Source organism: Pseudomonas sp. GW822-FHT02D10 (genome assembly GCF_058802345.1).
Genome location: NZ_JBXAOB010000010.1, coordinates 58,644 through 85,308 on the forward strand (window position 1 = coordinate 58,644; position 26,665 = coordinate 85,308).

Below are 26,665 nucleotides of genomic sequence, written 5' to 3' on the forward strand. Positions count from 1 at the left end.
TGCTCAAGGACTGGCGCGGAAGCTGCATCCTGCGGACATTCGCCGGTTTTCCGTCACCGGCCTCTGGAGGGTAGGATGCGTAGCCTGGTTTTGCTGCTGGCCTTTTTGGCGCTTGGCGGCTGCATGAATGTCAGCGATATGGGCGAAGGGGTTCACTACCACATGAGCGACGCAGGTCTGCTCGATCACAGCGACAGCCGTCGTGTGAATAACCTGCGCATTCAGCCGGACTCGTTTATCTACATCGCTCAAGGCGCTTTTGCGCCGCTGGGCAGTGCCTATCCACAGCCGAACGTGATCGCTGAAGTGGCTTTCAACGGCTTCATCGAATATTTTCCGATGGTTCGCCGTGCCCGCGCCCCTGAAGGCCTCGACACCGCGATGGGCGAGGCGCGTGCGGCTGGCGCGCATTATCTGCTTTACACCCGATTTGCCAAGGCCGACGCGGATGATTGGCTCGACCAGGAAGCCGTAGATCACCAGGGGGTCGACAGCGGGGTGATTCAGATCATGCTGATCGAGACCAGCACTCAGTATTTGATCGATACTGCACGGATCAAAAGTCGTGGCGGTTTGCTGGCGTTCCACGACAAACCGGAAGATTTGATCGGCCCGCCGCTGGAGCAATACGCTCGTAGCCTGCTTGGGCTGAGCAACCAGTAATTCACCAGGAGAGCAGCATGAGTGGTCCGCAAAAAGCTAACGATCTGTTGGGGCAAATCCCCAAGTCCAAAGGCTTGCCGCCGGTCCATTTGTGGAACCCCGACTTCTGCGGCGACATCGACATGCGCATCGCCCGCGACGGTACCTGGTATTACCTGGGCACGCCGATCGGGCGCAAGCCAATGGTCAAGCTGTTCTCTACCATCATTCGCCGTGACGGCGATGATTACTTTCTGATTACCCCGGTCGAGAAGGTCGGGATCAAGGTTGATGACGCGCCGTTCGTGGCGGTTGCGCTGGAGGTTGAAGGCGAGGGCGAGGCGCAGGTGTTGCGTTTTATCACCAACGTTGAAGAGCAGACCGAGGCGGGGGGCGAGCATCCGTTGCGCGTGGTGATTGATCCGCTGACGCAGGAACCAGCGCCTTACGTGCACGTACGTACCAACCTTGAAGCGCTGATCCATCGCAACGTGTTTTATCAACTGGTCGAACTGGCCGTGACCCGCGAGATCGACGGGCAGCGCTGGTTGGGCGTGTGGAGTGGTGGGGAGTTCTTCCCTATTGGCCTTGAGCCGTAACACGTTGTGCTTCTGTGTTCTGGAAAACGGCCCGGTGTTTAAACCGGGCCATTGCCAATGGGTTTACAAACCCTTGCTCTTGAGCCGAGCGGCATGTTCCAGATAGAGACTGACCGGGCTCACGTTCCAGCTGGTGATCCCGGCCATTTGATTGACTGCGTCAAAATGGTCCATGGGGTAATCCGAGCGAATCACTTTCCCCAGGTGTGAGCTGTATCGGCCGACCAGGCCATCGTTGGCGTCTTTCTCTTTATAAAATAACTTCGACAGCACGATGCAGTTGATATGGGTTGGATCGAGTATTTGCGGGGTTTGAAAGTTTTGCAGAATCCCGCTCCAGGAGTAGTAATACACGCCGTTTTCAATTTCGTTGCCTTCACCGCCCCAGTGCTTCGGCACCCCTTGCGGGTACTTGCGATTGAATTCAGCCAACCCTGCGCTGGTCAGCGATTCGAACGCTGCTTGAGGGTCCGCGGGGTTCTGCGGATGGCCGCTGATCAATGAAATGAAGGTGCCGACTGCGCTCAACAGGGCGAGTACGAGCGCTTCGGGCAACTCACCGGGCGTCAGGGCCTTGTGCAATTGGTCGGCAATCTCGGAGCCGTGATTGGGGCAGCTGACAGAGGTGACCGACGCGACCTTTTCCGGGTGCAGTGCCGCTACGTAGCGTGCAGCCAGGGGGCCCTGGCTATGGCCGATCAGATTGACCTTGGCGGCGCCCGTTTCCTGCAAAATGCGGTTGACCTGTTCGAGTAGTTTTTCACCGCGTTCCTCATTGCCGTTGATGGCTGGAATATTGACGGCAAACACCCGAGCGCCAGCGTGTTCCAAGGCTTCCTTGATATCGAAGAAGTAGGGGTAACCGGCGATTGTATCGAAGCCGAATAGACCGTGAACCAAAACAATCGGGTATTGCGTAGAGGCATCCATGTTCATGCTTATACCTGTCGATAGCGGATTCAAGTGGAACAGATGCTATTGACTGCTTGATCTGTCGCGGCTAACCGTAGTTTACAAAGCGGGTTGCTACAAATCGCTTCGCCCAGCGTCAGAGCAGTCGCACCAGCGTAATCATCCGGTTAACACCGCTAATGCCAGCACCGTCCTCGGACGGCCCCAGCGCGCGGGGCAACAAGGTTGAGGCGAGGGTTTGCCGTGGGGCGAAGGCGGCGAGGTTGATAAAAGTCCTTTTGTGGCGGCGCCCGTAGATTTAGTTTTGAAGTGACATGTGACGAGCGCTGATCGCCGACATAGTATGGCGGTTTCAACTGTTCACAAGGCACGTCCATGTCGATCGAGATCCGCCCGGCCACCCCCAGCGATGCGCCACAAATTCTCGCGTTCATCACCGAGCTCGCCGACTACGAGCGCGCCCGGCATGAAGTCATCGCCAGTGTCGCCGACATCGAGCGCAGCCTGTTCAGTGAAGGCGCTACCGCCCATGGCCTGATCTGTCTGCGCAACGGTTTGCCGATTGGTTTTGCGGTGTTTTTCTTCAGCTACTCGACCTGGCTGGGCAGCAACTGCCTGTACCTCGAAGACCTCTACATCACCCCCGAGCAGCGCGGTGGCGGCGCGGGGAAACACCTGCTGCGCCATCTCGCAAAAATTGCCTGCGCCAACGACTGCGGCCGTTTCGAATGGAGCGTGCTGGAATGGAACACCCCAGCCATCGACTTCTACAAATCCCTCGGGGCCCAGCCGCAGGAAGAGTGGGTGCGCTATCGCATGGATGGAGCGGTATTGCGGGAGTTTGCCGAGGGGAACTGAATGAGTGGTAAAAAACACCGAACTGATTCCTCTAATTAAAGAGGTCACAGCTCGGCTGTTGGTGCCGCTTCGTGCCAAGGTCTGATCAGACCTTCAACGTCGCCATGTCGATGACGAAACGGTACTTCACATCACCGGCAATCATGCGGCTGTAAGCCTCGTTGATCTGGCGGATGTCGAGCATCTCGATGTCGCAGGTGATGGTGTGCTCAGCGCAGAAATCCAGCACTTCCTGGGTTTCTGCGATACCGCCAATCAACGAGCCGGCCAGCACTCGACGACCCAGCACCAGTTTGGCGGCGTGGACGGGTGGATCGATCGGCTCGATCAGACCGACCAGGATGTGCACGCCGTCGAAGCGCAGTGTGTCGAGATAAGGGTTGAGGTCGTGCTGCACCGGAATGGTGTCGAGCAGGAAGTTGAACTGCCCGGCGGCCGCTTTCATCTGCTCTGCATCGGTTGAGACGATCACGTGGTCTGCGCCCTGGCGACGACCTTCTTCGGCCTTGCTCGCCGAGCGGGTGAACAGCGTCACTTCGGCACCCATGGCCTTGGCGAACTTGATGCCCATGTGGCCGAGACCACCCATGCCGAGAATCCCGACTTTGTCGCCGGCTTTCACGCCATAGTGCTTGAGCGGCGAGTAGGTGGTGATGCCGGCGCAGAGGATCGGTGCAGCGCTGGCCGGATCGAGTTTCTCGGGAATGCGTACGACGAAGTGCTCGCTGACCACGATGCTGTCGGAGTAACCGCCCATGGTGTTGCTGCCGTCGACCCGGTCCGGGGTCGCGTAGGTCAAGGTCGGACTTTCGAGGCAATATTGCTCAAGGTCGGCATGGCAGGCTTCGCAGTGGCGGCACGAGTCGACCATGCAGCCGACGCCGACCAGATCGCCAACCTTATGGGCGGTGACATTGGCACCGATGGCGGTGACTTTGCCGACAATCTCGTGACCCGGCATCAGCGGGTAAACCGCGATACCCCATTCGTTGCGTGCCTGGTGGATGTCGGAGTGGCAGACACCGCAGTAGAGAATCTCGATCGCTACGTCGTCGGCGCGGGGGCTGCGACGTTCAAAGGTCATCGGGGCGAGGGGAGTGGTGGCTGACTGGGCGGCGTAACCGATGGCGGTGTACATGGTGAACCTCGCAAAAGCAGTGACGGGTGAGGTGGGGGATTTTCCGCGCCGTCCGCTTCACCGGCCATGACGATTCCTCCGCGTCTTATGCCTATTCCTCCGGCATCCGCGGTGGATCGGTCGCATTGGCGCTCAGACCTGCGATGATGCTTTCATCCCTTTTTGCGTGAAGTTTTTGCCATGCTGTTGACCCGTCATCTTGATGCCAATGCCGCGCTGGTTGCGCTGATTCAACCATTGGCGACCCGTGATGGTTTTGTCCGGACGCGCTTGCCCGGCGTACACGTGCTCAGAGCCAGTTGCGATGTGGCGCGTGGCCCGCAGATCTATGAGCCGAGCCTGATGATCATCGCTCAGGGCAGTAAAGTCGCCTATCTGGGCGCGCGCACTCTGGAATACGGTGCCGGGCATTACCTGATTCAGGCATTGCCGGTGCCTTTCGAATGCGAAACCTTTGCCATGGCCGATGCGCCATTGCTCGGGGTTTCGATTGCCATTGACCGGGCGCTGCTGGGCGAACTGGTGTTGGCCATGGGGCTGGCACCTGGCCGCAATACGCCGGCGCAAACACCCGAATCCATGAGCTCGGCGGTACTCGACGACAGCATGCGTGGCTGTGTCGAGCGCTTGTTGCACTGCCTGCACGATCCGCTGGAATGTCAGATCATGGGGCAGGCGCGGTTGCGTGAGTTGCTGTTCGTGGCGTTGCGTGGACCACAAGCTGATGTGTTGCGAGCGTTGGTCGAGCAACAGGGGCAATTTGCCCGGGTTGCGGCATCCTTGAGTCATTTGCATGCGCACTTCACCGAGCCGCTGAACGTCGAGACACTTGCCAGCTGCGCGAATATGAGTACATCGACCTTTCACGAGCATTTCAAACGCAGCACCTTGTTGTCGCCGGTGCAGTATTTGAAGCGCCTGCGATTGCTCAAGGCGCAGCAGCTGTTGCTGTCAGAGGGGCTGGGGGTGGCGCAGGTTGCGCATCGGGTGGGCTATCAGAGTACGTCGCAGTTCAGTCGCGAGTACAAACGCTATTTCGAGCGCAGCCCGGGAGATGAGCGGGTCGGGTGATGCAGCGAAAACCCAATATGGGAGCGGTGTCGGGTGGGACATTTGGTCAATAAAAAGGCCCCCGTTCGGGAGCCTTTCTGTTCAAGCGTACGACTTACATATTAGGGTAAGTCGGGCCGCCAGCACCTTCCGGCGTTACCCAGGTGATGTTCTGCGCAGGGTCCTTGATGTCACAGGTCTTGCAGTGCACGCAGTTCTGGGCGTTGATCTGGAAGCGCTTTTCGCCGTCTTCCTTGGTGATCACTTCGTACACGCCAGCCGGGCAGTAACGCTGAGCAGGCTCATCGTACAGCGGCAGGTTCTTGCTGATCGGGATGCTCGCGTCGGCCAGCTTCAGGTGGCAAGGCTGTTCTTCTTCGTGGTTGGTGCCCGAGATGAACACCGAGCTGAGTTTGTCGAAGCTGAGTTTGCCGTCCGGTTTCGGGTAGTCGATCTTCTTGCTGTCGGCGGCCAGCTTGAGGCAGGCGTAGTCCGGCTTTGTGTCGTGCAAGGTGAACGGCAGTTTGCCGCCGAAGATGTTCTGGTCGAGCCAGTTGAAGCCACCGCCGACAATCGCGCCGTATTTGTGGATCGCCGGGCCGAAGTTGCGACTGGCGAACAGCTCTTCGTAGAGCCAGCTGGCCTTGAACGATTCAACGTAGCTGTTCAACTCATCAGCGCCTTCGGAGCCTGCGAACAGGGCGTCGGCCACGGCATCAGCGGCGAGCATGCCGGACTTCATCGCGGTGTGGCTGCCTTTGATCTTGGCGAAGTTCAGGGTGCCGAGGTCGCAACCGATCAGCGCGCCGCCCTTGAAGACCATCTTCGGCAGCGAGTTCAGGCCACCTTTGCAGATGGCGCGGGCGCCGTAGCTGATACGTTTGCCGCCTTCCAGGTACTGCTTGAGCACCGGGTGATGCTTGAGGCGCTGGAACTCGTCGAATGGCGACAGGTAAGTGTTGCTGTAGGACAGGTCAACGATCAGACCGACTACCACCTGGTTGTTTTCCAGGTGATAAAGGAACGAACCACCGGTGTTTTCGGTGCCCATGATGTCCAGCGGCCAACCGGCAGTGTGCACCACCAGGCCTGGCTGATGCTTGGCCGGGTCGATTTCCCAGATTTCTTTCAGACCGATGCCGTAGTGCTGGGCGTCGGCATCGGTGTCGAGGTTGAAACGCTTGATCAGTTGCTTGCCGATGTGGCCACGGCAGCCTTCGGCGAACAGCGTGTATTTGCCACGCAGTTCCATGCCAGGGGTGTACAGGCCTTCTTTCGGATTGCCTTCACGGTCAACGCCGAGGTCGCCGGTGATGATCCCGTGAACCACGCCGTTTTCGTCGAACAGCGCTTCCTGAGCGGCGAAGCCTGGGTAGATCTCTACGCCCAGGTTCTCGGCCTGCTGAGCCAGCCAGCGGCACAGGTTGCCCAGGGAGATGATGTAGTTGCCTTCGTTGTGCATGGTCTTGGGCACAAAGAGGTCTGGAATCTTGATCGCGCCATCGGCGTTCTTGAGAACGAAGATGTCATCGCGAGTGACCGGAGTGTTCAGTGGTGCGCCGAGTTCTTTCCAGTCAGGGAACAATTCATTCAGGGCCCGAGGTTCGAACACCGCGCCAGAAAGAATGTGAGCGCCGACTTCGGAGCCTTTTTCGACCACGCAGACGCTAATTTCCTTACCGGCTTCGGCGGCCTTCTGCTTCAATCGGCAGGCGGCGGAAAGACCAGCGGGGCCGGCACCGACGATGACCACGTCGAATTCCATGTATTCGCGTTCCACAGGTTATCTCCTACTCAAGGCTCAACAGTTTTTTTCTAATTGGAGGTTTGATGTCGCATCCATGAATTCCCACGACAGGCGGGGGAAGGGACAATCGATGAACCACCTTTCTCTCTAGGTGGCGCATTATATCTACACCACTCTCAGCGTCCAATACAAACGTTTGTTTGAATTTGCTCCAGGCCAGAGAAATCAAAGAAGCGCGGCTTATAACTGGCTATTTTGGCGTATTGACCGGAATAGGCGTTCCGGTCAAGATACGGGCGGTTTTGCGCTCGCCGTAGGCTGACTGTTGGTTTCAAGAGCACCTCTAAAGACAGGGCGAAGGCAGTACAGGGTGACGCGCAGCGCAGGTTTGGCGCGAAGTTTACACGCCGCGACAAAGAATGACTCATTAGTCACCACTGACGAACGGTCATCAGCCTCGTGAGCTGGGTCACCCATTACAAATGCCGGCGTTTTTAGAGGTGCCCTTGTACCCGATGAGCATCAACCGCCAGGTTCGCCTAGGCGACTTTCTTTTCACCGGAGAGTAACGAGGAATCCATGAAGGTTCTTGTAGCTGTCAAACGAGTAGTCGACTATAACGTCAAGGTTCGCGTCAAAGCGGACAACTCCGGCGTCGATCTCGCTAACGTCAAGATGTCGATGAACCCTTTCTGCGAAATCGCAGTGGAAGAAGCCGTACGCCTGAAAGAGAAAGGTGTTGCGACTGAAATCGTCGTCGTCTCCATCGGCCCGTCCACCGCTCAAGAGCAACTGCGCACCGCGCTGGCTCTGGGTGCCGACCGCGCCATCCTCGTCGAATCCGCCGAAGACCTGACTTCCCTGGCCGTTGCCAAGCTGCTCAAGGCTGTTGTTGACAAGGAACAGCCTTCGTTGGTGATCCTTGGCAAACAAGCCATCGACAGCGACAACAACCAGACTGGCCAGATGCTTGCTGCATTGAGCGGTTATGGTCAGGGCACCTTTGCCTCGAAAGTCGAAGTCACTGGCGACAAAGTTGCCGTGACCCGCGAAATCGACGGCGGCGCGCAGACTGTTTCGCTGAAACTACCGGCGATCGTCACCACCGACCTGCGTTTGAACGAGCCGCGCTACGCGTCTCTGCCAAACATCATGAAAGCCAAGAAGAAGCCTCTCGAAGTGCTGACTCCGGACGCTTTGGGCGTTTCCACCGCCTCCACCAACAAGACCGTGAAAGTTGAAGCGCCGGCTGCACGCAGCGCGGGTATCAAGGTCAAGTCGGTGGCTGAACTGGTCGAGAAACTGAAAAACGAAGCGAAGGTAATCTAAATGACTATCTTGGTTATTGCTGAACACGACAACAAAGTGCTGGCCCCGGCCACGCTGAACACCGTTGCTGCCGCTGCCAAAATCGGCGGCGACATCCATGTGCTGGTGGCAGGCCAGGGCGCTGGCACCGTGGCTGAAGCCGCTGCGAAAATCGCTGGCGTGGCCAAAGTGCTGGTCGCCGACAACGCTGCTTACGCACACCAGTTGCCGGAAAACGTAGCGCCTCTGGTTGCAGAGTTGGGCAAGGGCTACAGCCACATTCTGGCTGCTGCGACTTCCAACGGTAAAAACATCCTGCCGCGCGTTGCCGCTCAGCTGGACGTTGACCAGATCTCCGAGATCATCTCGGTTGAAAGCGCTGACACCTTCAAGCGCCCAATCTATGCCGGTAACGCCATCGCGACCGTTCAGTCCAACGCTTCGGTAAAAGTTATTACCGTGCGCGCTACCGGTTTCGACCCTGTTGCCGCGGAAGGTGGTTCGGCTGCCGTTGAAGCGGTTGCTGCTGCTCACGACGCTGGCACTTCCAGCTTCGTTGGCGAAGAGCTGGCCAAGTCCGATCGTCCGGAACTGACCGCTGCCAAGATCGTCGTTTCCGGCGGCCGCGGCATGCAGAACGGCGACAACTTCAAACACCTGTACGCCCTGGCCGACAAGCTGGGCGCTGCTGTCGGCGCTTCCCGCGCCGCGGTCGACGCAGGTTTCGTACCGAACGACATGCAGGTTGGTCAGACCGGCAAGATCGTTGCTCCACAGCTGTACATCGCCGTCGGTATCTCCGGCGCGATCCAGCACCTGGCCGGCATGAAAGACTCCAAAGTGATCGTTGCGATCAACAAGGACGAAGAAGCGCCGATCTTCCAGGTGGCCGATTACGGCCTGGTGGCGGACCTGTTCGAAGCCATCCCCGAGTTTGAGAAGCTGGTCTAATCCAGCGGCTTGACTTATAAAGAGCCCGGCCTTTTGGCCGGGCTTTTTACTGTCTGCGATTTGAGTGTGGGAGAAATGCGCCATGGATTTGCGTCGCTGGAGCGGCTTGTGGCTGCTGCTGAGCCTATCGGCTTTGCCCTTATTCTCAGTCGCCGCAGGCAAATGCGAGCATCTGGTGGTGACCGGCAGCCCGGATGCACCACCGTATCTGTGGCAAGACCCGCAAGATCCGGTGCACTTGATCGGTACCAGCGCCGACTTGTTGCAACAGATGGCGGGGGAGTTGGGGATCAAGGTTGAGTTGCTGTACGCCGGCAAACGCTCCCAGGCGCTGGATGAAGTGCGCAGTGGGCGCATCGATATGCTGGTCGATGCGCCTCTTATGGATAATCAACTCGAGTCACTGGACTACATCCAGCCGCCGCTGGTGGAAAATGACTATCTGGTCTGGACCCGCAAGGGCTCGGTGTTGGTCTACAACGAGGCGCAGGACTTGCGTGGGCATGTTGGCGCGGTCTCGGCAAAGGCTCGTTTAACACAACCTTTCGAGGCCTATGCACAAGAGCAATTGACCTTGATGAGTCTGCCAAACCTGACACAGGCTTTTCAGAAGTTGCTGCTGGGTGAAGCGGATTATGTGCTCGCCGGGCGTTATACCGGGATGGCCATGGCACAGACATTGGGTATGGCCAATGACGTAAAGGCGTATCCGCAACCGATCGACCAACCGGGGCTGTTCCTCGCCATTTCCCGCAACTCTGCCTGCAACGATCCATGGTTACGCGGACAGTTGTCGAAAAAGATGACAGAATTGCCCGCGTCCGGCCTGACGGAGGCCGTGCTGCAGCGCAATCTGGAGCGCTGGAAAGCACACTTGCAGCAACCCGTCAGCACCCCAAAACAGTAGGGATTTTTAGTGACTCTTCGACCTCTTTTCGCTGCCTTGGCCGTTCTGGCTCTGGCGGGTTGTGCAGCCGATCCGGCGCCGAATGAACAATTGCGTTTGACTGAACGGACCCTGGAACAGGCCGCCGCTGTTGGGGCAACTACTGAAGATGTGCCCGAGCTGAAACTTGCTGAAGGCAAGTTCGCTCAGGCTCAGGTCGACATGACCCATCAATCGTTCAAGGATGCGCGCATGCAGGCCGAACAGGCAGAGCTGGATGCGCGTTTGGCCGAGGCCAAGGTTCTGACGTTGAAAAGTCAGGAGAAACTGAACGTGCTCAATACCCGCATCACTCGCCTGCGCAAGCAACTGGGAGATGCCCAATGAACCTGAAAAACACACTCCTGGGCGGCTTGCTGCTGGTCGGTTGCGCGGGGCTTGCCGGCTGTGCGGGTCAACAGAGCGCGGCGGCCTTGCAACAAGCCGGCGCCGACTTTCAGAAGGTCAAGGAAGATTCGAATGTGTTGCGAATCGCGCCCAAGGACGTGATTCGGGCGGGTGAATCCCTTGCCCGGGCTGATCGCCTGTCGACCTATTGGGGCAGCGGCGCGGATGTTCAGCATTACGCTTACCTGAGTCAGCGTTACAGCGAAATTGCCCGTCAACACACAGAGCAAGCGCTGAATGATGAGCGTGCGGTGAAGCTTGAATTGGAGCGTCAGCGCCTGCAACTGGCATTGCGTGAGAACAAACTGCTCAGCGTGCAGCAACAGGGTAAATGGCTCGAAGAACAAATCATCAGCCTGGCCACGACCCAGACCGATCGCGGTCTGGTCATGACCCTCGGGGATGTATTGTTCGACACGGGTGAAGCCGAGCTGAAAAACTCGGCAAACCGCACCGTACTGAAAATCGTCCAGTTCCTTCAGCTCAACCCCAAGCGTGTGGTGCGTATCGAAGGTTATACCGATAGCACGGGCGGCAAGCAGGACAATCTCCAACTGTCTCGCGACCGTGCCCAGTCAGTGGCAGACATGCTGATTGATCTGGGGATCGACGATAAACGCATTCAGGTCGAAGGCTACGGCGATGAATATCCGGTAGAGGTCAACGCTTCCGAGCGAGGGCGCGCGCAGAACCGCCGGGTCGAAATTGTGTTCTCCGATGCAAAAGGCCAGCTCGGCGCTGCCCGCTAAGGTCGGCGTTACTGGAAAACCCGGCCCCTCAGCGGTGCCGGGTTTTTTTTGCCTGCGAATTGGATCGCGCCATATCCATAAAAGCAGTACAGTTTTTGCTATCACTGCACTGTACGGTCGACTATTGTGGCAACTGTCCCAGTACACTTCTAAACTGTTCCGGTATTGTTTCACACAAGAATAAAATGCCCGTGAAATCGAGTGCTGCGTCATGACCAATCTCTTGCTTTATCAACGTATCGCTCAGCAGTTGGCTGAGGATATCCGGCGTGGTGTCTATCAGCCTGGCGAGCGCGTGCCTTCAGTGCGCAAGATGAGCTCGCAGCTCAATGTCAGCCATGCGACGGTGCTTCAGGCGTACGCCAATCTTGAAGATCAGGGGCTGATACGCGCGCGTCCGCAGTCGGGTTATTACGTCCACCAGACCCCGGCACTGACCGCGCCGACGCCGGATATCGCCCGCGTCGAGCGTCCTGGTCTGGTCACGCGCAGCAGTATCATCCAGCAAGTGTTGGTCGAGTCGCGTCGTGAAGGGGTGTTCCCGCTAGGCGCGGCGGTGCCCAGCGTCGACTATCTGCCGGTACGGGCGCTGCACCAGCAATTGGCCAAGGTCACGCGGTTCCACAGCCCGCGGGCGTTCAGTTATATGTTCAGCCCGGGGTTTGAGCCGCTGCGCCGTCAGGTGGCGATCCGCATGCGTGATGCCGGCGTAGTGGTCGACCCTTCAGAAGTGGTCATCACCCATGGTTGCGTCGATGCGCTGCAAATGTCGTTACGCGTCCTGACGCGTCCCGGTGATCTGATCGCAGCGGAGTCGCCGACCTACTACGGCCTGTTGCAACTCGCCGACTTGCTGGGTCTCAAAGTCATCGAGATTCCCAGCGACCCGGCGACGGGCATGAGCCTGGAAGCCTTGCAGTTGGCCGCCAACCAATGGTCGATCAAGGCGTTGGTGCTGACCACCCGCCTGAGCAACCCGCTGGGCGGCACCATGCCGGAAGAGCGGCAAAAGCAGCTGTTGCGTTTGGCTTCGGACTTCGACATTCAGGTGGTCGAAGACGATATATACGGCGAGTTGATGTTCGAGCAGGGCCGCACCAAATCGTTGAAAGCCTATGACCGACTGGATCGGGTCATCTATTGCTCCAGTTTCTCCAAGACCCTGTCACCCGGTGTGCGCATCGGCTGGATGATTGCCGGCAAGTACCAGCAGGAAATCCAGCGTTTGCAGACCTTCAGCACTCATTCGGCGTGCAGCGTGACGCAGATGGGGATCGCAGCCTATCTGGAGAACGGCGGCTACGATCGACACTTGCGCTACATTCGTCAGGAGTACCGCAAGAACCTCAGCGCCTTTCAGCTGGCGGTGCAGCAGTATTTCCCTGAGGGAACGCAGATGAGCCGGCCCACCGGCGGCTTCATTCTTTGGGTCAGCCTGCCCGGGCGGGTCAATACGCAGGAACTGCATGTACGTGCCTTGCAGCAGGGCATCAGTATTGCGCCGGGGCTTATTTTCAGTAACACCGAGCAGTTCAATCACTGCATTCGCTTGAACTGCGGCACGCCGTGGAATCGTGAAGCCGAGCGGGCGCTGATGACACTCGGAATGCTGGCCACTCAGCTTTGTCAGGAGACTGCTGGCGGTTTTTGACGCGGGCCAGAGAGCTGGTTGCTATGCGAGCTTGTCAGAGACCTTCCAACAAGCGAGCATATGGCCCTCTGCCGTTAGCGCTGTAGTGTTTATGAAAGCGATTTTTCCTGCTGGTTTGATGTTGGCGTGCCTGTTGAGTGTCTTCATTCCGGGTAGCGCGATGGCTGCGGCCGTCCCGGATAAAGGGGGCGTTAGCTCGTCTGAAGCGAAAGCGAAGCCCGTTGCGCCGGCAAAAACACACACGCCAGCCAAGAAGACCGAAGCGGTGAAGAAGCCGACGCCACAAAAAAAACGCCCACCTGTTGCCTCAAAATCAAAATCCACGAGTGAGGTGGTCAGAACCACGTACTTGCCACCGGCCAAGCTGGATTTGAGTCTGCCACCGGATTTGGTCAAGCAGTTGCAACCAGTCGGGAGTGTCCCGCTAGTCAAACACGCGCCCTTACTACCGCCCATGTTTGGTGAAAAGCCCAAAGATGACAGCCCGTTTCAGCTCAACGGTCGCCTGCTCAGCAACGAAATGCAGTTGCAAATGCGCAAAGAAGAGCGACGTGAGATCGAAGGTGCGGCGCTGGAATTTCAGTTCAAACAGTAAAACCCTGTATTGATCTGTGACCCTCGCACCTGACGCTTTGTCGGAGACTGGTCAGTCACGCGTGTTTGAGCGAAAAACCGCTATCCGGCCAATTTCAAACGGCTGTTTTAGCGGGTACTCTAGTCCACGTTATTCAACACATTACCCGTCGCGAGGAGCTGTCGTCATGGAATGCCGAGAAGGCTGTGGCGCCTGTTGCATTGCCCCTTCCATCAGCACACCCATCCCCGGCATGCCAAACGGCAAGGCGGCGGGAGAACGTTGTGTGCAACTTTCTGTCGATAATCTGTGCAGTATTTTCGGCAAGCCTGAACGTCCGGCGGTATGTGGCGCGTTTCAGGCGGATATCGAGGTCTGCGGCAACAGCCAGGAAGAAGCCATCAAGTTGCTCGGTTGGTGGGAGGAAATGACCGCGGCGTAGTGTGTTCAACGAACGGAACTTCAACAATAAGGAATAAGACCATGGGTTCGCTGCATCGTATCGCTGTGTTATGTGGTTTGACGGTTCTGCTGGCCACAACAGCCCAGGCCGAAGACTGGGTCACTGCCAAGGACGAGGGAGGTATCAAGGTTTCCCTGAGTGAAGTCGCCGGGTCTCAATACAAGGCCTATCGGGGTGTGACCGTGATGAAGACCTCCGTAGCCAAGTTGCGAGCTCTTCAGGAAGATGTGGTCGGCGCGTGTGCGTGGATTCATGAGTGCAAATCGCAGAAGTTGCTCAAGCACGAAGGCGATCAAAGCTGGACCTATACTCAGTTCAGCACCCCGTGGCCGGTGACTGCGCGTGATTCGGTATTGCACGTGACCACCGTCGAAGGCGCCGATGGCAGCCTGACGCGTAAGCTTGAAGGTGTGCCGACCTACCTTCCTGAAGAAAAAGGCTTTGTTCGTGTCGCCCAGGTTCAAGGCTTCTGGAAGCTTGTTCCAAAAGGCGCTGACCAGGTCGAAGTGACCTATCAGGTTCACACCGAGCCAGGTGGCAGCGTGCCGTCCTGGCTGGCCAACAAGTTCGTGGTCGACGCGCCCTTCAATACCTTGAAAGCACTGAAAGAACGCGCCGAGAAGTAGTTCCGCGCTCTTTGGAAGGAGGCCGCCAACAGGCGGCCTTTTTCATCTCAAACCATCGGGTTTCGCGGGAACGATTGCCCGGCGCTCGGGGTCGAGATGTTGTAAGCCCATCTATGGGGCTTGTCGAGGAGGCACCGATGCAAAAGTGGGAAGTCACCTTCGTTGATGATCACGGTGTGCAGACCGTGGAGCAATTCGATTGCGAACAAGAACCCACGATGGAGCGGGCCGCGCAATTGATTCGTGCAAAACTTCTCCCTGTCCCGGCCGAGCTCGATCTCAATGATCTGGAGGGGCGAACCGATGATCCGACAGTCAAAAGTCTGAAAGATCAGAACAGCATTGAAATCCTCAGTATCACGTTAATTGCATAACCTCTTGATGCGACTCGCAAGCAGGCCTTGGCAGCAGCTCTGACTTGGGGCTACTCTGCAATCGAGATCAGCGAATGGATCGCTAAGGTCTGGTCTTGTCAGCTACATGCTTGTTTCCCGGCGGCAATCTGATTGCCGTATCGCCCTCACCATTCGGTTGTGGGCGCAGGGAGTACGGAAAGTCTATCCATCAGTTTGAGGAGGACGTTTCATGAGCACAGCCTATCAAGAAGACATCAGCAGCAGTGTGCTGCGCCGCATGAAAGAAGGCGGTTTTGATTTTTCACGGTTCCATCCCATCGAGTTCTACGCCATTTTCCCTGATGAGGAGCGGGCACGCAGGGCGGCAGGGCATTTTCGCGGTGAGTCCTTGAATGCGCAGGTCAGTGTGCGTGATGACGGTGCCTGGCATCTGGAGCTGAGCAAGGTGATGTACGCCACTTACGGCGGCATTGGCGACTTCGAGCAGGACTTTGAGGCGGTGGTCGAGCCTTTGGGTGGGATTATCGAAGGATGGGGCGTCAAGCAGGAGGTACGAGGGCTACTCGCATAACACTATGAACAGCGACAACACTCAGCAACGGCTGACCTCAGGGTTGGCCGTTTTCGTTTTCGGCTATTAAAAAATCAACGGATCGCAACCGTACACAAGCGGTGAAATCAACTCTGGCTATGCTGGTAATAGCCATGAGCATTGCTTTGCAATGAAGCGGGGGCGATCAGGTTGGGGCATTGGCCGCACAGGATTGGTGCGGCGTGTCTTGGGCGATTATCCAACCGATTGATAATAAAGCGTTTATGCCGCTGGCACGGGCCTTGCGAAGCCTAGGTGTCCGGGTGACAAGGAGTACGGCATGATCCGCACCTATTTTGATGAAATGTACGACGCCGGCGGCCTGGTCCGCCCGCATTATCGGGAGTTCGCCCGTTGGTTAGCTGAAACGCCTGACGAGCTTTTGGCACAACGGCGACGCGAGGCCGATCTGTTATTTCATCGTGCCGGGATAACCTTCACGCTCTATGGTGATGAGCAGGGGACAGAGCGCCTGATTCCCTTCGACACCATTCCACGCAGCATCCCCGCCAGTGAATGGCGGATCGTCGAACGCGGCTGTATTCAACGGGTCAAGGCACTGAACATGTTTCTTGCCGACCTGTATCACGAGCAGCGCATCATCAAGGCCGGCATCATCCCGGCCGAGCAAGTGCTGGCCAACGAGCAGTACCAGTTGGCCATGCAAGGGCTGGATTTGCATCGCGATATCTATTCGCACATCTCTGGCGTCGATCTGGTGCGTGATGGCGACGGCACGTACTACGTGCTCGAAGACAATTTACGCACGCCCAGTGGCGTCAGTTACATGCTCGAAGACCGCAAGATGATGATGCGGCTCTTCCCGGAGTTGTTCGCCGCCCAGCGCATCGCGCCCATCGATCATTACCCGAACCTGTTACTCGACACCCTGAAAAGCTCCAGTGCGCTGGACAACCCGAGTGTTGTGGTACTGACCCCCGGGCGCTTCAACAGTGCGTTCTTCGAGCACGCGTTTCTGGCGCGCGAGATGGGCGTGGAACTGGTGGAAGGTGCGGACCTGTTCGTACGCGATGACAAGGTATTCATGCGCACCACCGACGGGCCGAAATCCGTCGACGTGATCTACCGTCGCCTCGACGATGCCTTCCTCGATCCGTTGGCGTTCAACCCGGATTCGATGCTCGGCGTTCCGGGACTGCTGTCGTCCTATCGTTCCGGCAATGTGGTGCTGGCGAATGCCATCGGCACCGGTGTCGCAGACGACAAGTCGGTTTATCCGTTCGTGACCGACATGATTCGTTTCTACCTGGACGAAGAGCCGATCCTGAAGAACGTGCCGACCTGGCAGTGCCGAAATCCGTCAGAGTTATCTCACGTGCTGGCGAATCTGCCTGAGCTGGTGGTCAAGGAAACCCAGGGTTCTGGCGGTTACGGAATGCTGGTCGGACCCGCTGCTACTGCGGCGGAGATCGAATCGTTCCGCGCACGCATCAAGGCCAAGCCCCACGCGTATATCGCACAACCGACGTTGTCCCTGTCGACGTGCCCGACGTTTGTCGAAAACGGCATCGCTCCACGGCACATCGACTTGCGCCCGTTTGTCCTGTCCGGTCGCGAAACCCGGGTAGTGCCCGGTGGCCTCACCCGTGTAGCCCTGCGCGAAGGATCCCTGGTGGTTAATTCGTCCCAGGGTGGCGGAACCAAGGACACCTGGGTGGTCGAGGATTGAAGGAAGCCTGCCATGTTAAGTAGAACTGCCTCGGATTTGTATTGGATGTCGCGTTACCTGGAGCGGGCGGAAAACCTCGCACGGATGCTCGATATCAGTTATTCGCTGTCATTGATGCCGCAGGATGGCCGCGGTGACGGTCTGCACGAATTAGCGATGCCCTTGCTGATCACCGGCACGCTGGACGATTACCTGGAGCGTCACGGCGAGTTGCATGCCGAGCGTTTGTTGCACTTCTTCGCCCTGGATGCGGCCAACCCGGCCAGCATCTACAGCTGTCTCGGTGCAGCGCGGGCCAGTGCTCATGCGGTACGTGGGCGGATTACCGCCGACATGTGGGAAAACATCAACGCGACCTGGCTGGAGATTCGTGGTATCGCCGAGCAGGGTCTCAGTCGCTATGGCATGAGCCGTTTCTGCGAGTGGATCAAGGAACGTTCCCACCTGTTCCGCGGCGCCTCCTACGGCACCATCATGCGTAACGATGCGTTCCGCTTCATTCGTCTGGGGACGTTTATCGAAAGGGCCGACAACACATTGCGTCTGCTCGACGCTCGCTACGAAATGGCCGGCGATCAGGCCGAGGCCGTCAGCGACGGCACGGCCCACGCGTATTACCAGTGGAGCGCACTACTACGGGCCTTGTCGTCGTTCGAGGCGTACACCGAGATCTACCGCGACGCGCCTGGCGCTCGGCATGTCGCCGAACTGTTGCTGTTGCGTGCCGACGTACCGCGTTCGCTGCGTGCCTGCACTGAAGAAATCGACCAGATCCTCGCCAGTCTGCCGGGGGCCAACGGTCGTCCTGCGCAACGCCTGGCGGCGGAGATGGACGCGCGGCTGCGTTACACCGGCATCAACGAAATCCTCGACGAAGGCCTGCACGCCTGGCTGACCGAGTTCATCCCGCTGGTGCGCCAGTTGGGCAACGCCATACACAGTTCCTACCTGGAGGCTGCATGAGACTTTCCATTAGCCACGAGACCACCTATCACTACGAAGATCAGGTGCGGGCGAGCATCCAGTATTTGCGACTGACACCTCACGACAGCGAGCGTCAGCACGTGCTCAGTTGGCAGCTCGACCTGCCACGGCCGGTGCGCGCGCAACTCGATCCGTTCGGCAACATCCTGCACGTGCTGACGATGGACGAGCCCCACGAGGCGATCATCATCGGAGCACGGGGCCAGGTGGACATCGATGAACTGCGTGAGGCCGAACATGAGAGCCAGTCGGCGCTGCCGTTCTTGCGTTTCACTCGACTGACCGAGGCGGATGAAGCGCTACGTGGGTTCGCCGAGAAGGAATGTCGTCAACGCCGTGATCGCACCGCGTTGATCGACTTGATGCATGGCCTCAACCAGCACATGACCTACACGCCGGGTTCCACCGAAGTCGACACCAGCGCCGCTCAAGCGTTCGCCGGGCGCGCCGGGGTCTGCCAGGACCACGCCCATGCGTTTCTTGCCTGCACGCGTAGCCTGGGGATTCCGGCGCGGTATGTGTCGGGTTATCTGTACAGCGAAAACAGCGAGCACCTGGCCAGTCACGCCTGGGCTGAAGCCTGGCTCGACGACGCGTGGTACAGCTTCGATGTCACCAATGAACTGGCCAGGCCCGAGCGTCATCTGAAGCTGGCGGTGGGCCTCGACTATCTCGATGCTTGCCCGGTACGCGGCATGCGCCGTGGCGGTGGCGGGGAGCAGATGCACGCCAAGGTGTTCGTCGCGCCGACGCCGGTGATCTCCGTGCAACAGCAGTAATTCGGGATACCGCATCGCGAGCAAGCTCGCTCCCACAGGATTTCCGGTACACAGGAGATCCAATGTGGGAGCGAGCTTGCTCGCGATGAGGCCCTGACTAACACCGCACCTCTCAAACTATCAGGGCTGAACCTTACGCCCCGCCATATGCTTCAAATACCCCACCAGCAACGTCAGCTCCTCATCCGACAATACCGCCGTCGAAAACCCCGGCATCTTCGCCTGCGGCCACTGGCGCAAGCTTTGCGGGTCGCGGATATAGCGCTTGAGGAATTCGGCGCCAAAGTACTCGGTAGGGCTGAAGGGAATGTTCAGGTCAGGACCAAACTGCGCATCGCCCGCGCCGTTCAGGCGGTGGCACGCCAGGCAGTTTTTCTGGAACAGCGCGTAGCCCAGATTCACCGGGTCATTGGCCGCCAGCGCCGGGTCTGGAAGCAGGGCAGGGAAGCGTACGCCGACCGCCGCCAGGCGTTTGATACTGGCGACCTGGAAAGGCCATTGCTCGGGACTGATATGGCCGGCCTGAGGGTTGGTCCACACCAGATAAAACGGTCCGGCGCTGGATTTACCCTCCGACAGCGCTGGCCAAGGCTTGGCCGGGTCTTCAATGGCTAACCACGCCTGCGCGCCCACCGTGTCGAGCAACGGCGCGGCAGCCAACTCGGCGGCGAAACCGTCCAGGGCCACGGCTTGCAGATGGTCGTCGGCTTTGATACCGGTCAACAACGCCGCCAGCGGTACAGCGCGATAACTCATGTCCCGTTTATAGGACACATCGTCGGTGATCTGAATAGTCTGAACCTGAGGATGCTTGAGCAACTCCTCGGTCTGCCAGGTTCGGCTGCCGGTACCCAGGTCGAGCACCAACTGTGCGGCATACAACGGCGTGCTGAGCAGCAAGGCCCCAAGCAAAATTAGAGCTTTCAAGTGATCGCCATCCTGTCGTGGGTATGCCGTGAAGGTTGGCACACACGCACGGACCCGGGTAGCGAGCGAGTCAATTTTTTAGTGAGGCGTCGTAAACAACTACGCTTGATTATCCGATCACTTTTGTAAGGTTCGGTAAAATCAGTAACAGCGTAGTGGCGAATAAAATGAGCCCGGCTTGACGCACTTTCGAATGTTTGAACATGGCTGTCTGCCTTTTTTTGTTATTTCCTGAGCGTCGAATGCTTGCCTGCATTTCTCCATGACGGCAAAGCGCTGTAGTTCCCTTCTCACGAGCGCCTCGGCAAAACCCGACGACAACCTCGTAATGTTTACCTTAGGGGGCCCGCAGGCTGCGGTTTAGATCCATTTCGTATCAAGTAAGCTAAAAATGCTTCTAAAGGAGCATGAGGCGTATTGCCAGCAGCTTTGCCGGCCTTTTGCTAGACCGTTCGCTGACCTGAATCGGTTAATCCGATAGCTCACTACCGTCCGTCTGAGCGTGACCGTCAAGGTCGTTGAGCGCTTCGGTCATTGAATCCGCCGCTGCTGAGCCTAAGGTGACAACTCGCTCATTATTCATCTGCCCAGCGGTACGAGGACGTCATGACCCAAGCTTTGATTTTCGATGCGTTACGCACGCCCCGTGGCCGAGGCAAGGCCGATGGCGCCTTGCACAGCGTCAAACCGGTCAACCTGCTGGCAGGCTTGCTCGGCGCGTTGCAGCAGCGTATGCAACTCGACACCCGCGAGGTCGATGACATTGTGATCGGCTGCGTCACACCGATTGGCGATCAGGGCGCCGATATCGCCAAAACCGCAGCGTTGGTGGCCGACTGGGACGTCAGCGTCGCGGGTGTGCAAATCAACCGGTTCTGCGCGTCCGGGCTGGAAGCGGTGAATCTGGGGGCGATGAAGGTACGTTCCGGCTTCGAGGACCTGGTGGTGGTCGGCGGCGTCGAGTCCATGTCGCGGGTGCCGATGGGCAGCGACGGTGGCGCCTGGGCGCTGGATCCGCAGACCAACCTGCACAGCCATTTCACCCCGCAAGGCGTAGGCGCCGACCTGATCGCCACGATCGAGGGTTTCAGCCGTCAGGACGTCGATGCGTACGCACTGCACTCCCAGCAAAAGGCTGCGCGTGCACGGGCCGACGGCTCGTTCAAAAAGTCCCTGGTGCCGGTGCAGGATCAGAACGGCATCGTCCTGCTCGATCATGACGAGTTCATTCGCGCCGAGTCGACGCTGGAAGGCCTGGGCAAGCTCAAGCCGAGCTTCGAGATGATCGGGCAAATGGGCTTCGACGCCACCGCGCTGCGGATCTACAGCCACGTGGAGCGAATCAACCATGTTCACACGCCGGGCAACAGCTCGGGGATCGTCGACGGCGCGGCGCTGATGTTGATCGGTTCCGCCGCCCGTGGTCGGGCATTGGGTTTGCAGCCACGGGCGCGGATCGTTGCCACCGCAGTCACCAGCACCGATCCGACCATCATGCTCACCGGCCCTGCGCCAGCCACACGCAAGGCCTTGGCCAAAGCCGGGCTGCGGATCGAGGACATCGATCTGTTCGAGGTCAATGAGGCGTTCGCCTCGGTGGTGCTCAAGTTCATCAGGGACATGGCCATCGATCCGGCCAAGGTCAACGTCAACGGCGGTTCCATTGCCATGGGCCACCCGCTGGGCGCCACCGGTTGCGCGATTCTCGGCACCTTGCTCGATGAACTGGAAGTGCGGCAGTTGCGCTACGGCCTGGCGACCCTCTGTGTCGGCGGCGGCATGGGCATCGCCACCATCATCGAACGCCTCTGAGCCCCCGACTTCAGGGAATCCAGACTTCAAGGAAAATTGCCATGACTGATGCCATTCGTTACGAAAAAGGTCAGGACGGGATCGTCGTCCTGACCATCGACATACCGGGCCAGAGCGCCAACACCATGAACGCGGTGTACCGCGAGGCCATGGCGGGCTGCGTTGCGCGGCTGGTGGCCGACAAGGATTCGATCGCTGGGGCGATCATCACTTCCGCGAAAAAAACCTTCTTTGCCGGCGGCGATCTCAACGAGCTGATCAACGTCGGCAAGCCCCAAGCCAAAGCCTTCTACGACTTGGTGCTGACGCTCAAAGGCCAACTTCGGACGCTGGAAACGCTCGGCAAGCCGGTGGTTGCAGCGATCAATGGCGCGGCGCTGGGCGGCGGTTGGGAAATCTGCCTGGCCTGCCATCACCGCGTGGCACTGGATAATCCGTCGGTGCAGATCGGTTTGCCAGAAGTCACCCTCGGTTTGCTGCCGGGCGGTGGAGGGGTAGTGCGCATGGTGCGCATGCTGGGGCTGGAGAAGGCGTTGCCGTATCTGCTCGAAGGCAAGAAAGTCCGGCCGCAACAAGCGCTGCAAGCCGGTTTGGTCGATGAGTTGGCGGCGGATCGTGATGAACTGCTGGCCAAGGCGCGGGACTGGATTGTCGCCAACCCGACGGTCAAACAGCCTTGGGATGTGAGCGGTTACCAGATTCCCGGCGGCACACCGTCGCACCCGAAAGTCGCGCAAATGCTGGCCATCGCACCGTCGATTCTGCGCAGTAAAACCCAGGGTTGCATGCCGGCACCGGAGAAGATCCTCTGCGCTGCGGTTGAGGGGACCCAGGTCGATTTCGACACCGCGCAACTGATCGAAACCCGCTATTTCACCGAGCTGACCACCGGCCAGGTGGCGAAGAACATGATCGGCACCTTCTGGTTCCAGCTCAACGAAATCAATGCCGGAGGTTCGCGACCTGCGGGCTTTTCGCCTTACGTGACGAATAAAGTCGGGGTGCTCGGCGCGGGCATGATGGGCGCCGGAATTGCCTACGTCAGCGCCGTGGCCGGCATCGACGTGGTGCTCAAGGACATCAACCTGGCGGCAGCCGAAAAGGGCAAGGCCGATTCGGCAGCGCTGCTGGACAAAAAAGTCGCCCGTGGTCAGCTCAGCGCAGAGCAGCGGGAAACCACGTTGGCGCGGATCAAGACCAGCGAGCAGGACGCCGATCTGGCGGGCTGTGATCTGATCATTGAAGCCGTGTTCGAAGACCGCGAGCTGAAAGCCAAAGTCTCGTCAGCCGCGCAAAAAGTCGTCGGCGCGGATGCGGTTATCGCTTCCAACACTTCGACCTTGCCAATCAGCGGCCTGGCGACAGCGGTGCCGGATCAGTCGAAATTCATCGGCCTGCACTTCTTCAGCCCGGTCGATAAAATGCCGCTGGTGGAGATCATCAAAGGCGCCAATACCAGCGATGAAACCCTGGCCCGTGGTTTCGATTTCGTCCTGCAAATCAAGAAAACCCCGATTGTGGTCAACGACAGTCGTGGCTTCTTCACCTCGCGGGTGTTCGGTACCTTTACCAATGAAGGTATTGCGATGCTCGGAGAGGGTATCTCGGCGCCGATGATCGAAACCGAAGCGCGCAAGGCCGGGATGCCGATGGGGCCGCTGGCGATTTCCGACGAAGTTTCCCTCAGCCTGATGAGCCATATTCGCCAGCAAACCGCCAAGGACCTGCAAACCGAAGGCAAACCGCTGACAGCGCATCCGGCGTTTGCCGTGATCGACCAACTGCTCAACGAGTACAAACGCCCCGGCAAAGCTGCTGGCGCTGGTTTCTACGAGTACCCGGTCGGTGGGCAAAAACATTTGTGGCCAGAGCTGAAAGCGCGTTTCGAGAAGGCTGACGGGCAGATATCGCCACAGGACGTGCGTGATCGCCTGCTGTTCGTGCAAGCCATCGAAACCGTGCGCTGCGTGGAGGAGGGCGTGCTGCTGTCGACGGCCGACGCCAACATCGGCTCGATCTTCGGCATTGGCTTCGCTGCCTGGACGGGCGGGGCGTTGCAGTTCATCAATCAGTACGGGGTGAAAGACTTCGTCGCCCGCGCCCAGTACCTCGCCGAGCAGTACGGTGAGCGTTTCACGCCACCTGCGTTACTGCTGGAAAAGGCGGCGAAGGGCGCGATGTTCTGACGGACTGGCGGCGCGCACCGGGCTTGCCTTGACCCTGCGTTTCAAGGCAGGCTCTGGGTGTGCACTATCGCCTCTATCGTGTCAGGTACTTTTTATGTCGTTACGCATCTGCATTCTGGAAACCGACATCCTGCGCCCAGAACTGGTCGATCAATATCAGGGTTACGGGCAGATGTTCCAGCGTCTGTTTTCGCAGCAACCCATCGCTGCCGAGTTCACCGTCTACAACGTCATGCAGGGCGAATATCCGAGCGATGAGCTGAGTTTCGATGCCTATCTGGTGACTGGCAGCAAGGCTGACTCGTTCGGCACCGACCCGTGGATTCAAACCCTCAAGACTTACCTGTTGTCGCGCTATGAGCGCGGCGACAAGCTGCTGGGTGTGTGCTTTGGCCATCAATTGCTGGCGCTGCTGCTGGGCGGCAAAAGTGAGCGCGCGACCCAGGGTTGGGGCGTCGGCACCCACAGCTACAAACTCTCCGCCAAAGCGCCGTGGATGAGCCCGGTGAGAGAAGAGCTGACCTTGTTGATCAGTCACCAGGATCAGGTCACCGCGCTACCGGAAAACGCTACGGTGATTGCTTCCAGCGATTTCTGCCCGTACGCCGCGTACCACATCAACGATCAGGTACTGTGCTTCCAGGGCCACCCGGAGTTCATTCACGATTACTCGCGGGCGTTGCTGGAAATCCGCCAGCAGCACCTTGGCGAACAGGTCTATCAGAAAGGCGTGGAGAGCCTGGCGCATGAGCACCACGGCGCCACTGTCGCGGAATGGATGATGCGGTTTGTGGCTCATAAGCCGCAGGCGAAATCCGTATAGATGCCCGTAGGAGCTGCCGCAGGCTGCGATCTTGAACTTTAAAGATCGCAGCCTGCGGCAGCTCCTACGGGGCAAGGCCTCTATAGCCACCCCGACCGCTTGAAGCTCACCCACAACCCGAAACAGCCCACAGCCATAAACCCCATCACCACGAAATAGCCGTAGTGCCAGCTCAGCTCCGGCATGTTCTGAAAATTCATCCCATAGATCCCGGCCACCGCCGTCGGGAACGCCAGAATCGCTGCCCAAGCGGCAAACTTGCGTTGCACCACGCTTTGTCGGGCCGCTTCCAGCAGCACACCGATCTCGATGGTCTGGCTGGCGATGTCGCGTAACGTCGTAAGGTCCTCCATCTGCCGCGTGACGTGGATCTGCACATCACGGAAATACGGGCGCATGTTCTTGTCGATAAACGGGAAGCTCAGCTTCTGCAGCTCTTCGCTGATCTCCACCATCGGCGCTGCATAACGGCGCAGGCGCAACACGTCGCGACGCAAACCATGGAGGTTCTGAATGTCCTTTTCGTTGAGTGTGCTGCGCAGTACGTTGCGCTCCAGCTCATCGATCTCGTTATGGATCGCTTCGCCCACCGGCTGATAGTTTTCGATGACGAAATCGAGCAGGGCGTAGAGCACGAAATCTTCTCCGTGCTCAAGCAGCAGCGGACGCGCCTCACAGCGTTGGCGCACGTGGGCGTAGGACGCCGAGTGACCGTTGCGGCAGGTGATGATGTAACCCTTGCCCGCAAAGATGTGGGTTTCGATGAACTCCAGTTTGCCTTCATGGCGCACTGGCGAGTACGTGACGATAAACAGCGCATCACCAAAGGTTTCCAGCTTCGGTCGGCTGTGTTTATCCAGGGCATCTTCAATCGCCAGTTCGTGCAGACCGAACTGGCGTTGCAGGTTGGCCAGCTCCTGGGCGTTCGGCTCTTCAAGGCCGATCCATACAAAGTGGCCGGGTTTTGCAGCCCAGGCGGCGCCTTCATCGAGGGTGATATTGGCGACTCTTTTACCGGCACTGTAGACCGCAGACGCAACGACTCTACCCATAATTCTTATTCACTTCTTCTTGGCAAATGGCAGTGACAGGTAACGTCCAGATTATCCTGTCCTGAAGTTTGAGAGTCAGTAAAATCGGCGAAGTTCGCCGGCAAAAAAAGCCCGCACGGGGCGGGCTTCATTCAGGCAGCTTGCAGCTGTCGATCCATCGACTCGATGCACTCGCGCATCTGTTCGCGGCACTGGGCGATCAGCATCGGCATGTCGTCCATGCTCAAAGCGGCGGTAGGAATCGCCGGTAGCGAGCGGATCAGGATCTTGCCACTGTGCCAGCGGTTCAGACGCATATGGTTGATGTAGCTGCTGACGCACACGGGCACAATCGGCACCCCGGCGGCGATCGCCATCTGGAACGCGCCTTTCTTGAATGGCAGCAACTCTTCACCCATATTGCGCGTGCCTTCCGGGAACACCCAGATCGAGGTGTCCTTGTGCTGCAAGGTATTGGTGGTGGTGAGCATCGACTGTCGAGCCTTGTGCGCATTGCTACGGTCGATCAACACATTACCGGCCAGCCAGAACAGCTGCCCGAATAGCGGCACCCACTTCAGGCTCTTCTTGCCGATGCACACGGTGCGGTGCGGCACCACATTGCCCAGCACAAACAAATCGTAGTTGGACTGATGGTTGGCGATCACCACGCAGCTTTGCGTCTTGTTCGTCAGCGGGCCAACGTCGGCCTTCACCCGCAAACGCAAAATGCACATCGCCGGCCAGGCATAAAGGCGCGCGCACAAACGGCTGTTATCTGGATTGAACGGTCGGCACAGGCCCAGCACTACACCCAGCACACCCGCTACAACAAAATGCAGGCCCATCAATAACATGCGAAACAGATACAGCATTTACAGGCC

General features: G+C 58.5%; 27 protein-coding genes. 21 read left to right on the forward strand and 6 right to left on the reverse strand.

Features of this window, described 5'->3' with window-relative positions; all coding sequences use genetic code 11:
• Positions 1–75: 75 nt before the first annotated feature.
• Together AC1RPZ_RS17335 and AC1RPZ_RS17340 are read left to right on the forward strand one after the other, a co-directional pair.
• Positions 76–663 carry a DUF4823 domain-containing protein gene (locus tag AC1RPZ_RS17335; protein WP_493138201.1) on the forward strand — a complete coding sequence of 196 codons (588 nt, stop codon included), beginning with the start codon at positions 76–78 and terminating at the stop codon, positions 661–663.
• A gap of 17 nt (positions 664–680) precedes the next feature.
• A complete protein-coding gene (locus AC1RPZ_RS17340; protein ID WP_493138202.1) occupies positions 681–1,241 on the forward strand; it encodes a DUF1285 domain-containing protein in 561 nt (186 codons plus the stop codon).
• A 63-nt stretch (positions 1,242–1,304) separates the two neighbouring features.
• Here AC1RPZ_RS17340 and AC1RPZ_RS17345 read toward each other — a convergent pair whose 3' ends face one another.
• Complete coding sequence (locus tag AC1RPZ_RS17345) at positions 1,305–2,177, reverse strand: esterase/lipase family protein (RefSeq protein ID WP_493138203.1); 873 nt, start codon at positions 2,175–2,177, stop codon at positions 1,305–1,307.
• A gap of 351 nt (positions 2,178–2,528) precedes the next feature.
• Between AC1RPZ_RS17345 and AC1RPZ_RS17350 the strand changes: the two genes are divergently transcribed.
• Positions 2,529–3,011, forward strand: coding sequence for a GNAT family N-acetyltransferase (locus AC1RPZ_RS17350; protein WP_493138204.1), 483 nt, complete (start codon positions 2,529–2,531; stop codon positions 3,009–3,011).
• A gap of 85 nt (positions 3,012–3,096) precedes the next feature.
• Here the strand turns inward: AC1RPZ_RS17350 and AC1RPZ_RS17355 are convergent, their stop codons facing one another.
• Entirely contained in the window at positions 3,097–4,149 is a 1,053-nt protein-coding gene (locus AC1RPZ_RS17355; RefSeq protein WP_493138205.1) for an NAD(P)-dependent alcohol dehydrogenase, read from the reverse strand.
• A gap of 180 nt (positions 4,150–4,329) precedes the next feature.
• Between AC1RPZ_RS17355 and AC1RPZ_RS17360 the strand changes: the two genes are divergently transcribed.
• Complete coding sequence (locus tag AC1RPZ_RS17360; RefSeq protein WP_493138206.1) at positions 4,330–5,220, forward strand: AraC family transcriptional regulator; 891 nt, start codon at positions 4,330–4,332, stop codon at positions 5,218–5,220.
• A 94-nt stretch (positions 5,221–5,314) separates the two neighbouring features.
• Here the strand turns inward: AC1RPZ_RS17360 and AC1RPZ_RS17365 are convergent, their stop codons facing one another.
• Positions 5,315–6,979, reverse strand: a complete 1,665-nt coding sequence (locus AC1RPZ_RS17365; protein WP_493138207.1) for an electron transfer flavoprotein-ubiquinone oxidoreductase — start codon at positions 6,977–6,979, stop codon at positions 5,315–5,317.
• A gap of 546 nt (positions 6,980–7,525) precedes the next feature.
• Here AC1RPZ_RS17365 and AC1RPZ_RS17370 point away from each other — a divergent pair.
• The 14 genes from AC1RPZ_RS17370 (at position 7,526) to AC1RPZ_RS17435 (ending at position 19,002) form a co-directional block, all read left to right on the forward strand.
• Positions 7,526–8,275, forward strand: a complete 750-nt coding sequence (locus AC1RPZ_RS17370) for an electron transfer flavoprotein subunit beta/FixA family protein (RefSeq protein ID WP_401122313.1) — start codon at positions 7,526–7,528, stop codon at positions 8,273–8,275.
• Positions 8,276–9,205, forward strand: a complete 930-nt coding sequence (locus AC1RPZ_RS17375) for an electron transfer flavoprotein subunit alpha/FixB family protein (protein ID WP_493138208.1) — start codon at positions 8,276–8,278, stop codon at positions 9,203–9,205.
• Positions 9,206–9,287: 82 nt separating this feature from the next.
• On the forward strand, positions 9,288–10,112 hold the full coding sequence (locus AC1RPZ_RS17380; protein WP_493138209.1) for a substrate-binding periplasmic protein: 825 nt from the start codon (positions 9,288–9,290) through the stop codon (positions 10,110–10,112).
• Positions 10,113–10,121: 9 nt separating this feature from the next.
• Positions 10,122–10,478 (forward strand): DUF4398 domain-containing protein, encoded by a 357-nt coding sequence (locus AC1RPZ_RS17385; RefSeq protein WP_493138210.1) that lies wholly within the window; start codon positions 10,122–10,124, stop codon positions 10,476–10,478.
• Entirely contained in the window at positions 10,475–11,287 is an 813-nt protein-coding gene (locus tag AC1RPZ_RS17390) for an OmpA family protein (protein WP_493138211.1), read from the forward strand. The genes AC1RPZ_RS17385 and AC1RPZ_RS17390 overlap by 4 nt, the downstream gene beginning before the upstream one ends.
• 211 nt (positions 11,288–11,498) lie before the next feature.
• Positions 11,499–12,938, forward strand: coding sequence for an aminotransferase-like domain-containing protein (locus AC1RPZ_RS17395; protein WP_493138212.1), 1,440 nt, complete (start codon positions 11,499–11,501; stop codon positions 12,936–12,938).
• A 91-nt stretch (positions 12,939–13,029) separates the two neighbouring features.
• On the forward strand, positions 13,030–13,533 hold the full coding sequence (locus AC1RPZ_RS17400) for a translation initiation factor 2 (protein ID WP_493138213.1): 504 nt from the start codon (positions 13,030–13,032) through the stop codon (positions 13,531–13,533).
• A 166-nt stretch (positions 13,534–13,699) separates the two neighbouring features.
• Positions 13,700–13,954 (forward strand): YkgJ family cysteine cluster protein, encoded by a 255-nt coding sequence (locus AC1RPZ_RS17405; RefSeq protein ID WP_493138214.1) that lies wholly within the window; start codon positions 13,700–13,702, stop codon positions 13,952–13,954.
• 41 nt (positions 13,955–13,995) lie between these two features.
• The gene (locus tag AC1RPZ_RS17410; RefSeq protein ID WP_493138215.1) at positions 13,996–14,601 is read left to right on the forward strand and encodes an START domain-containing protein; all 606 of its coding nucleotides are present in this window, start codon (positions 13,996–13,998) and stop codon (positions 14,599–14,601) included.
• A 137-nt stretch (positions 14,602–14,738) separates the two neighbouring features.
• Complete coding sequence (locus tag AC1RPZ_RS17415; RefSeq protein WP_493138216.1) at positions 14,739–14,975, forward strand: hypothetical protein; 237 nt, start codon at positions 14,739–14,741, stop codon at positions 14,973–14,975.
• A 211-nt stretch (positions 14,976–15,186) separates the two neighbouring features.
• A complete protein-coding gene (locus tag AC1RPZ_RS17420) occupies positions 15,187–15,528 on the forward strand; it encodes a ribonuclease E inhibitor RraB (RefSeq protein WP_019689386.1) in 342 nt (113 codons plus the stop codon).
• Between the two features lie 301 nt (positions 15,529–15,829).
• A complete protein-coding gene (locus tag AC1RPZ_RS17425) occupies positions 15,830–17,239 on the forward strand; it encodes a circularly permuted type 2 ATP-grasp protein (protein ID WP_493138217.1) in 1,410 nt (469 codons plus the stop codon).
• Between the two features lie 12 nt (positions 17,240–17,251).
• Positions 17,252–18,202, forward strand: a complete 951-nt coding sequence (locus tag AC1RPZ_RS17430) for an alpha-E domain-containing protein (RefSeq protein ID WP_493138218.1) — start codon at positions 17,252–17,254, stop codon at positions 18,200–18,202.
• Complete coding sequence (locus AC1RPZ_RS17435; protein WP_493138219.1) at positions 18,199–19,002, forward strand: transglutaminase family protein; 804 nt, start codon at positions 18,199–18,201, stop codon at positions 19,000–19,002. The genes AC1RPZ_RS17430 and AC1RPZ_RS17435 overlap by 4 nt, the downstream gene beginning before the upstream one ends.
• Before the next feature lie 120 nt (positions 19,003–19,122).
• Here AC1RPZ_RS17435 and AC1RPZ_RS17440 read toward each other — a convergent pair whose 3' ends face one another.
• Positions 19,123–19,929, reverse strand: a complete 807-nt coding sequence (locus AC1RPZ_RS17440) for a c-type cytochrome (RefSeq protein WP_493138220.1) — start codon at positions 19,927–19,929, stop codon at positions 19,123–19,125.
• Positions 19,930–20,535: 606 nt separating this feature from the next.
• On the opposite strand from AC1RPZ_RS17440, the gene AC1RPZ_RS17445 reads away from it, so the two are divergent.
• From AC1RPZ_RS17445 to AC1RPZ_RS17455, 3 genes are all read left to right on the forward strand, one after another.
• Positions 20,536–21,741: an acetyl-CoA C-acetyltransferase gene (locus AC1RPZ_RS17445; RefSeq protein ID WP_493138221.1), complete on the forward strand. Its 1,206-nt coding sequence runs from the start codon at positions 20,536–20,538 to the stop codon at positions 21,739–21,741.
• A 41-nt stretch (positions 21,742–21,782) separates the two neighbouring features.
• On the forward strand, positions 21,783–23,927 hold the full coding sequence (locus tag AC1RPZ_RS17450) for a 3-hydroxyacyl-CoA dehydrogenase NAD-binding domain-containing protein (RefSeq protein WP_493138222.1): 2,145 nt from the start codon (positions 21,783–21,785) through the stop codon (positions 23,925–23,927).
• 94 nt (positions 23,928–24,021) lie between these two features.
• Positions 24,022–24,750 (forward strand): amidotransferase, encoded by a 729-nt coding sequence (locus AC1RPZ_RS17455; protein ID WP_493138223.1) that lies wholly within the window; start codon positions 24,022–24,024, stop codon positions 24,748–24,750.
• Positions 24,751–24,830: 80 nt separating this feature from the next.
• Here the strand turns inward: AC1RPZ_RS17455 and AC1RPZ_RS17460 are convergent, their stop codons facing one another.
• Positions 24,831–25,802, reverse strand: coding sequence for a magnesium and cobalt transport protein CorA (locus AC1RPZ_RS17460; RefSeq protein WP_493138224.1), 972 nt, complete (start codon positions 25,800–25,802; stop codon positions 24,831–24,833).
• Positions 25,803–25,933: 131 nt separating this feature from the next.
• A complete protein-coding gene (locus AC1RPZ_RS17465) occupies positions 25,934–26,656 on the reverse strand; it encodes a lysophospholipid acyltransferase family protein (RefSeq protein ID WP_493138225.1) in 723 nt (240 codons plus the stop codon).
• Between the last annotated feature and the right edge of the window lie 9 nt (positions 26,657–26,665).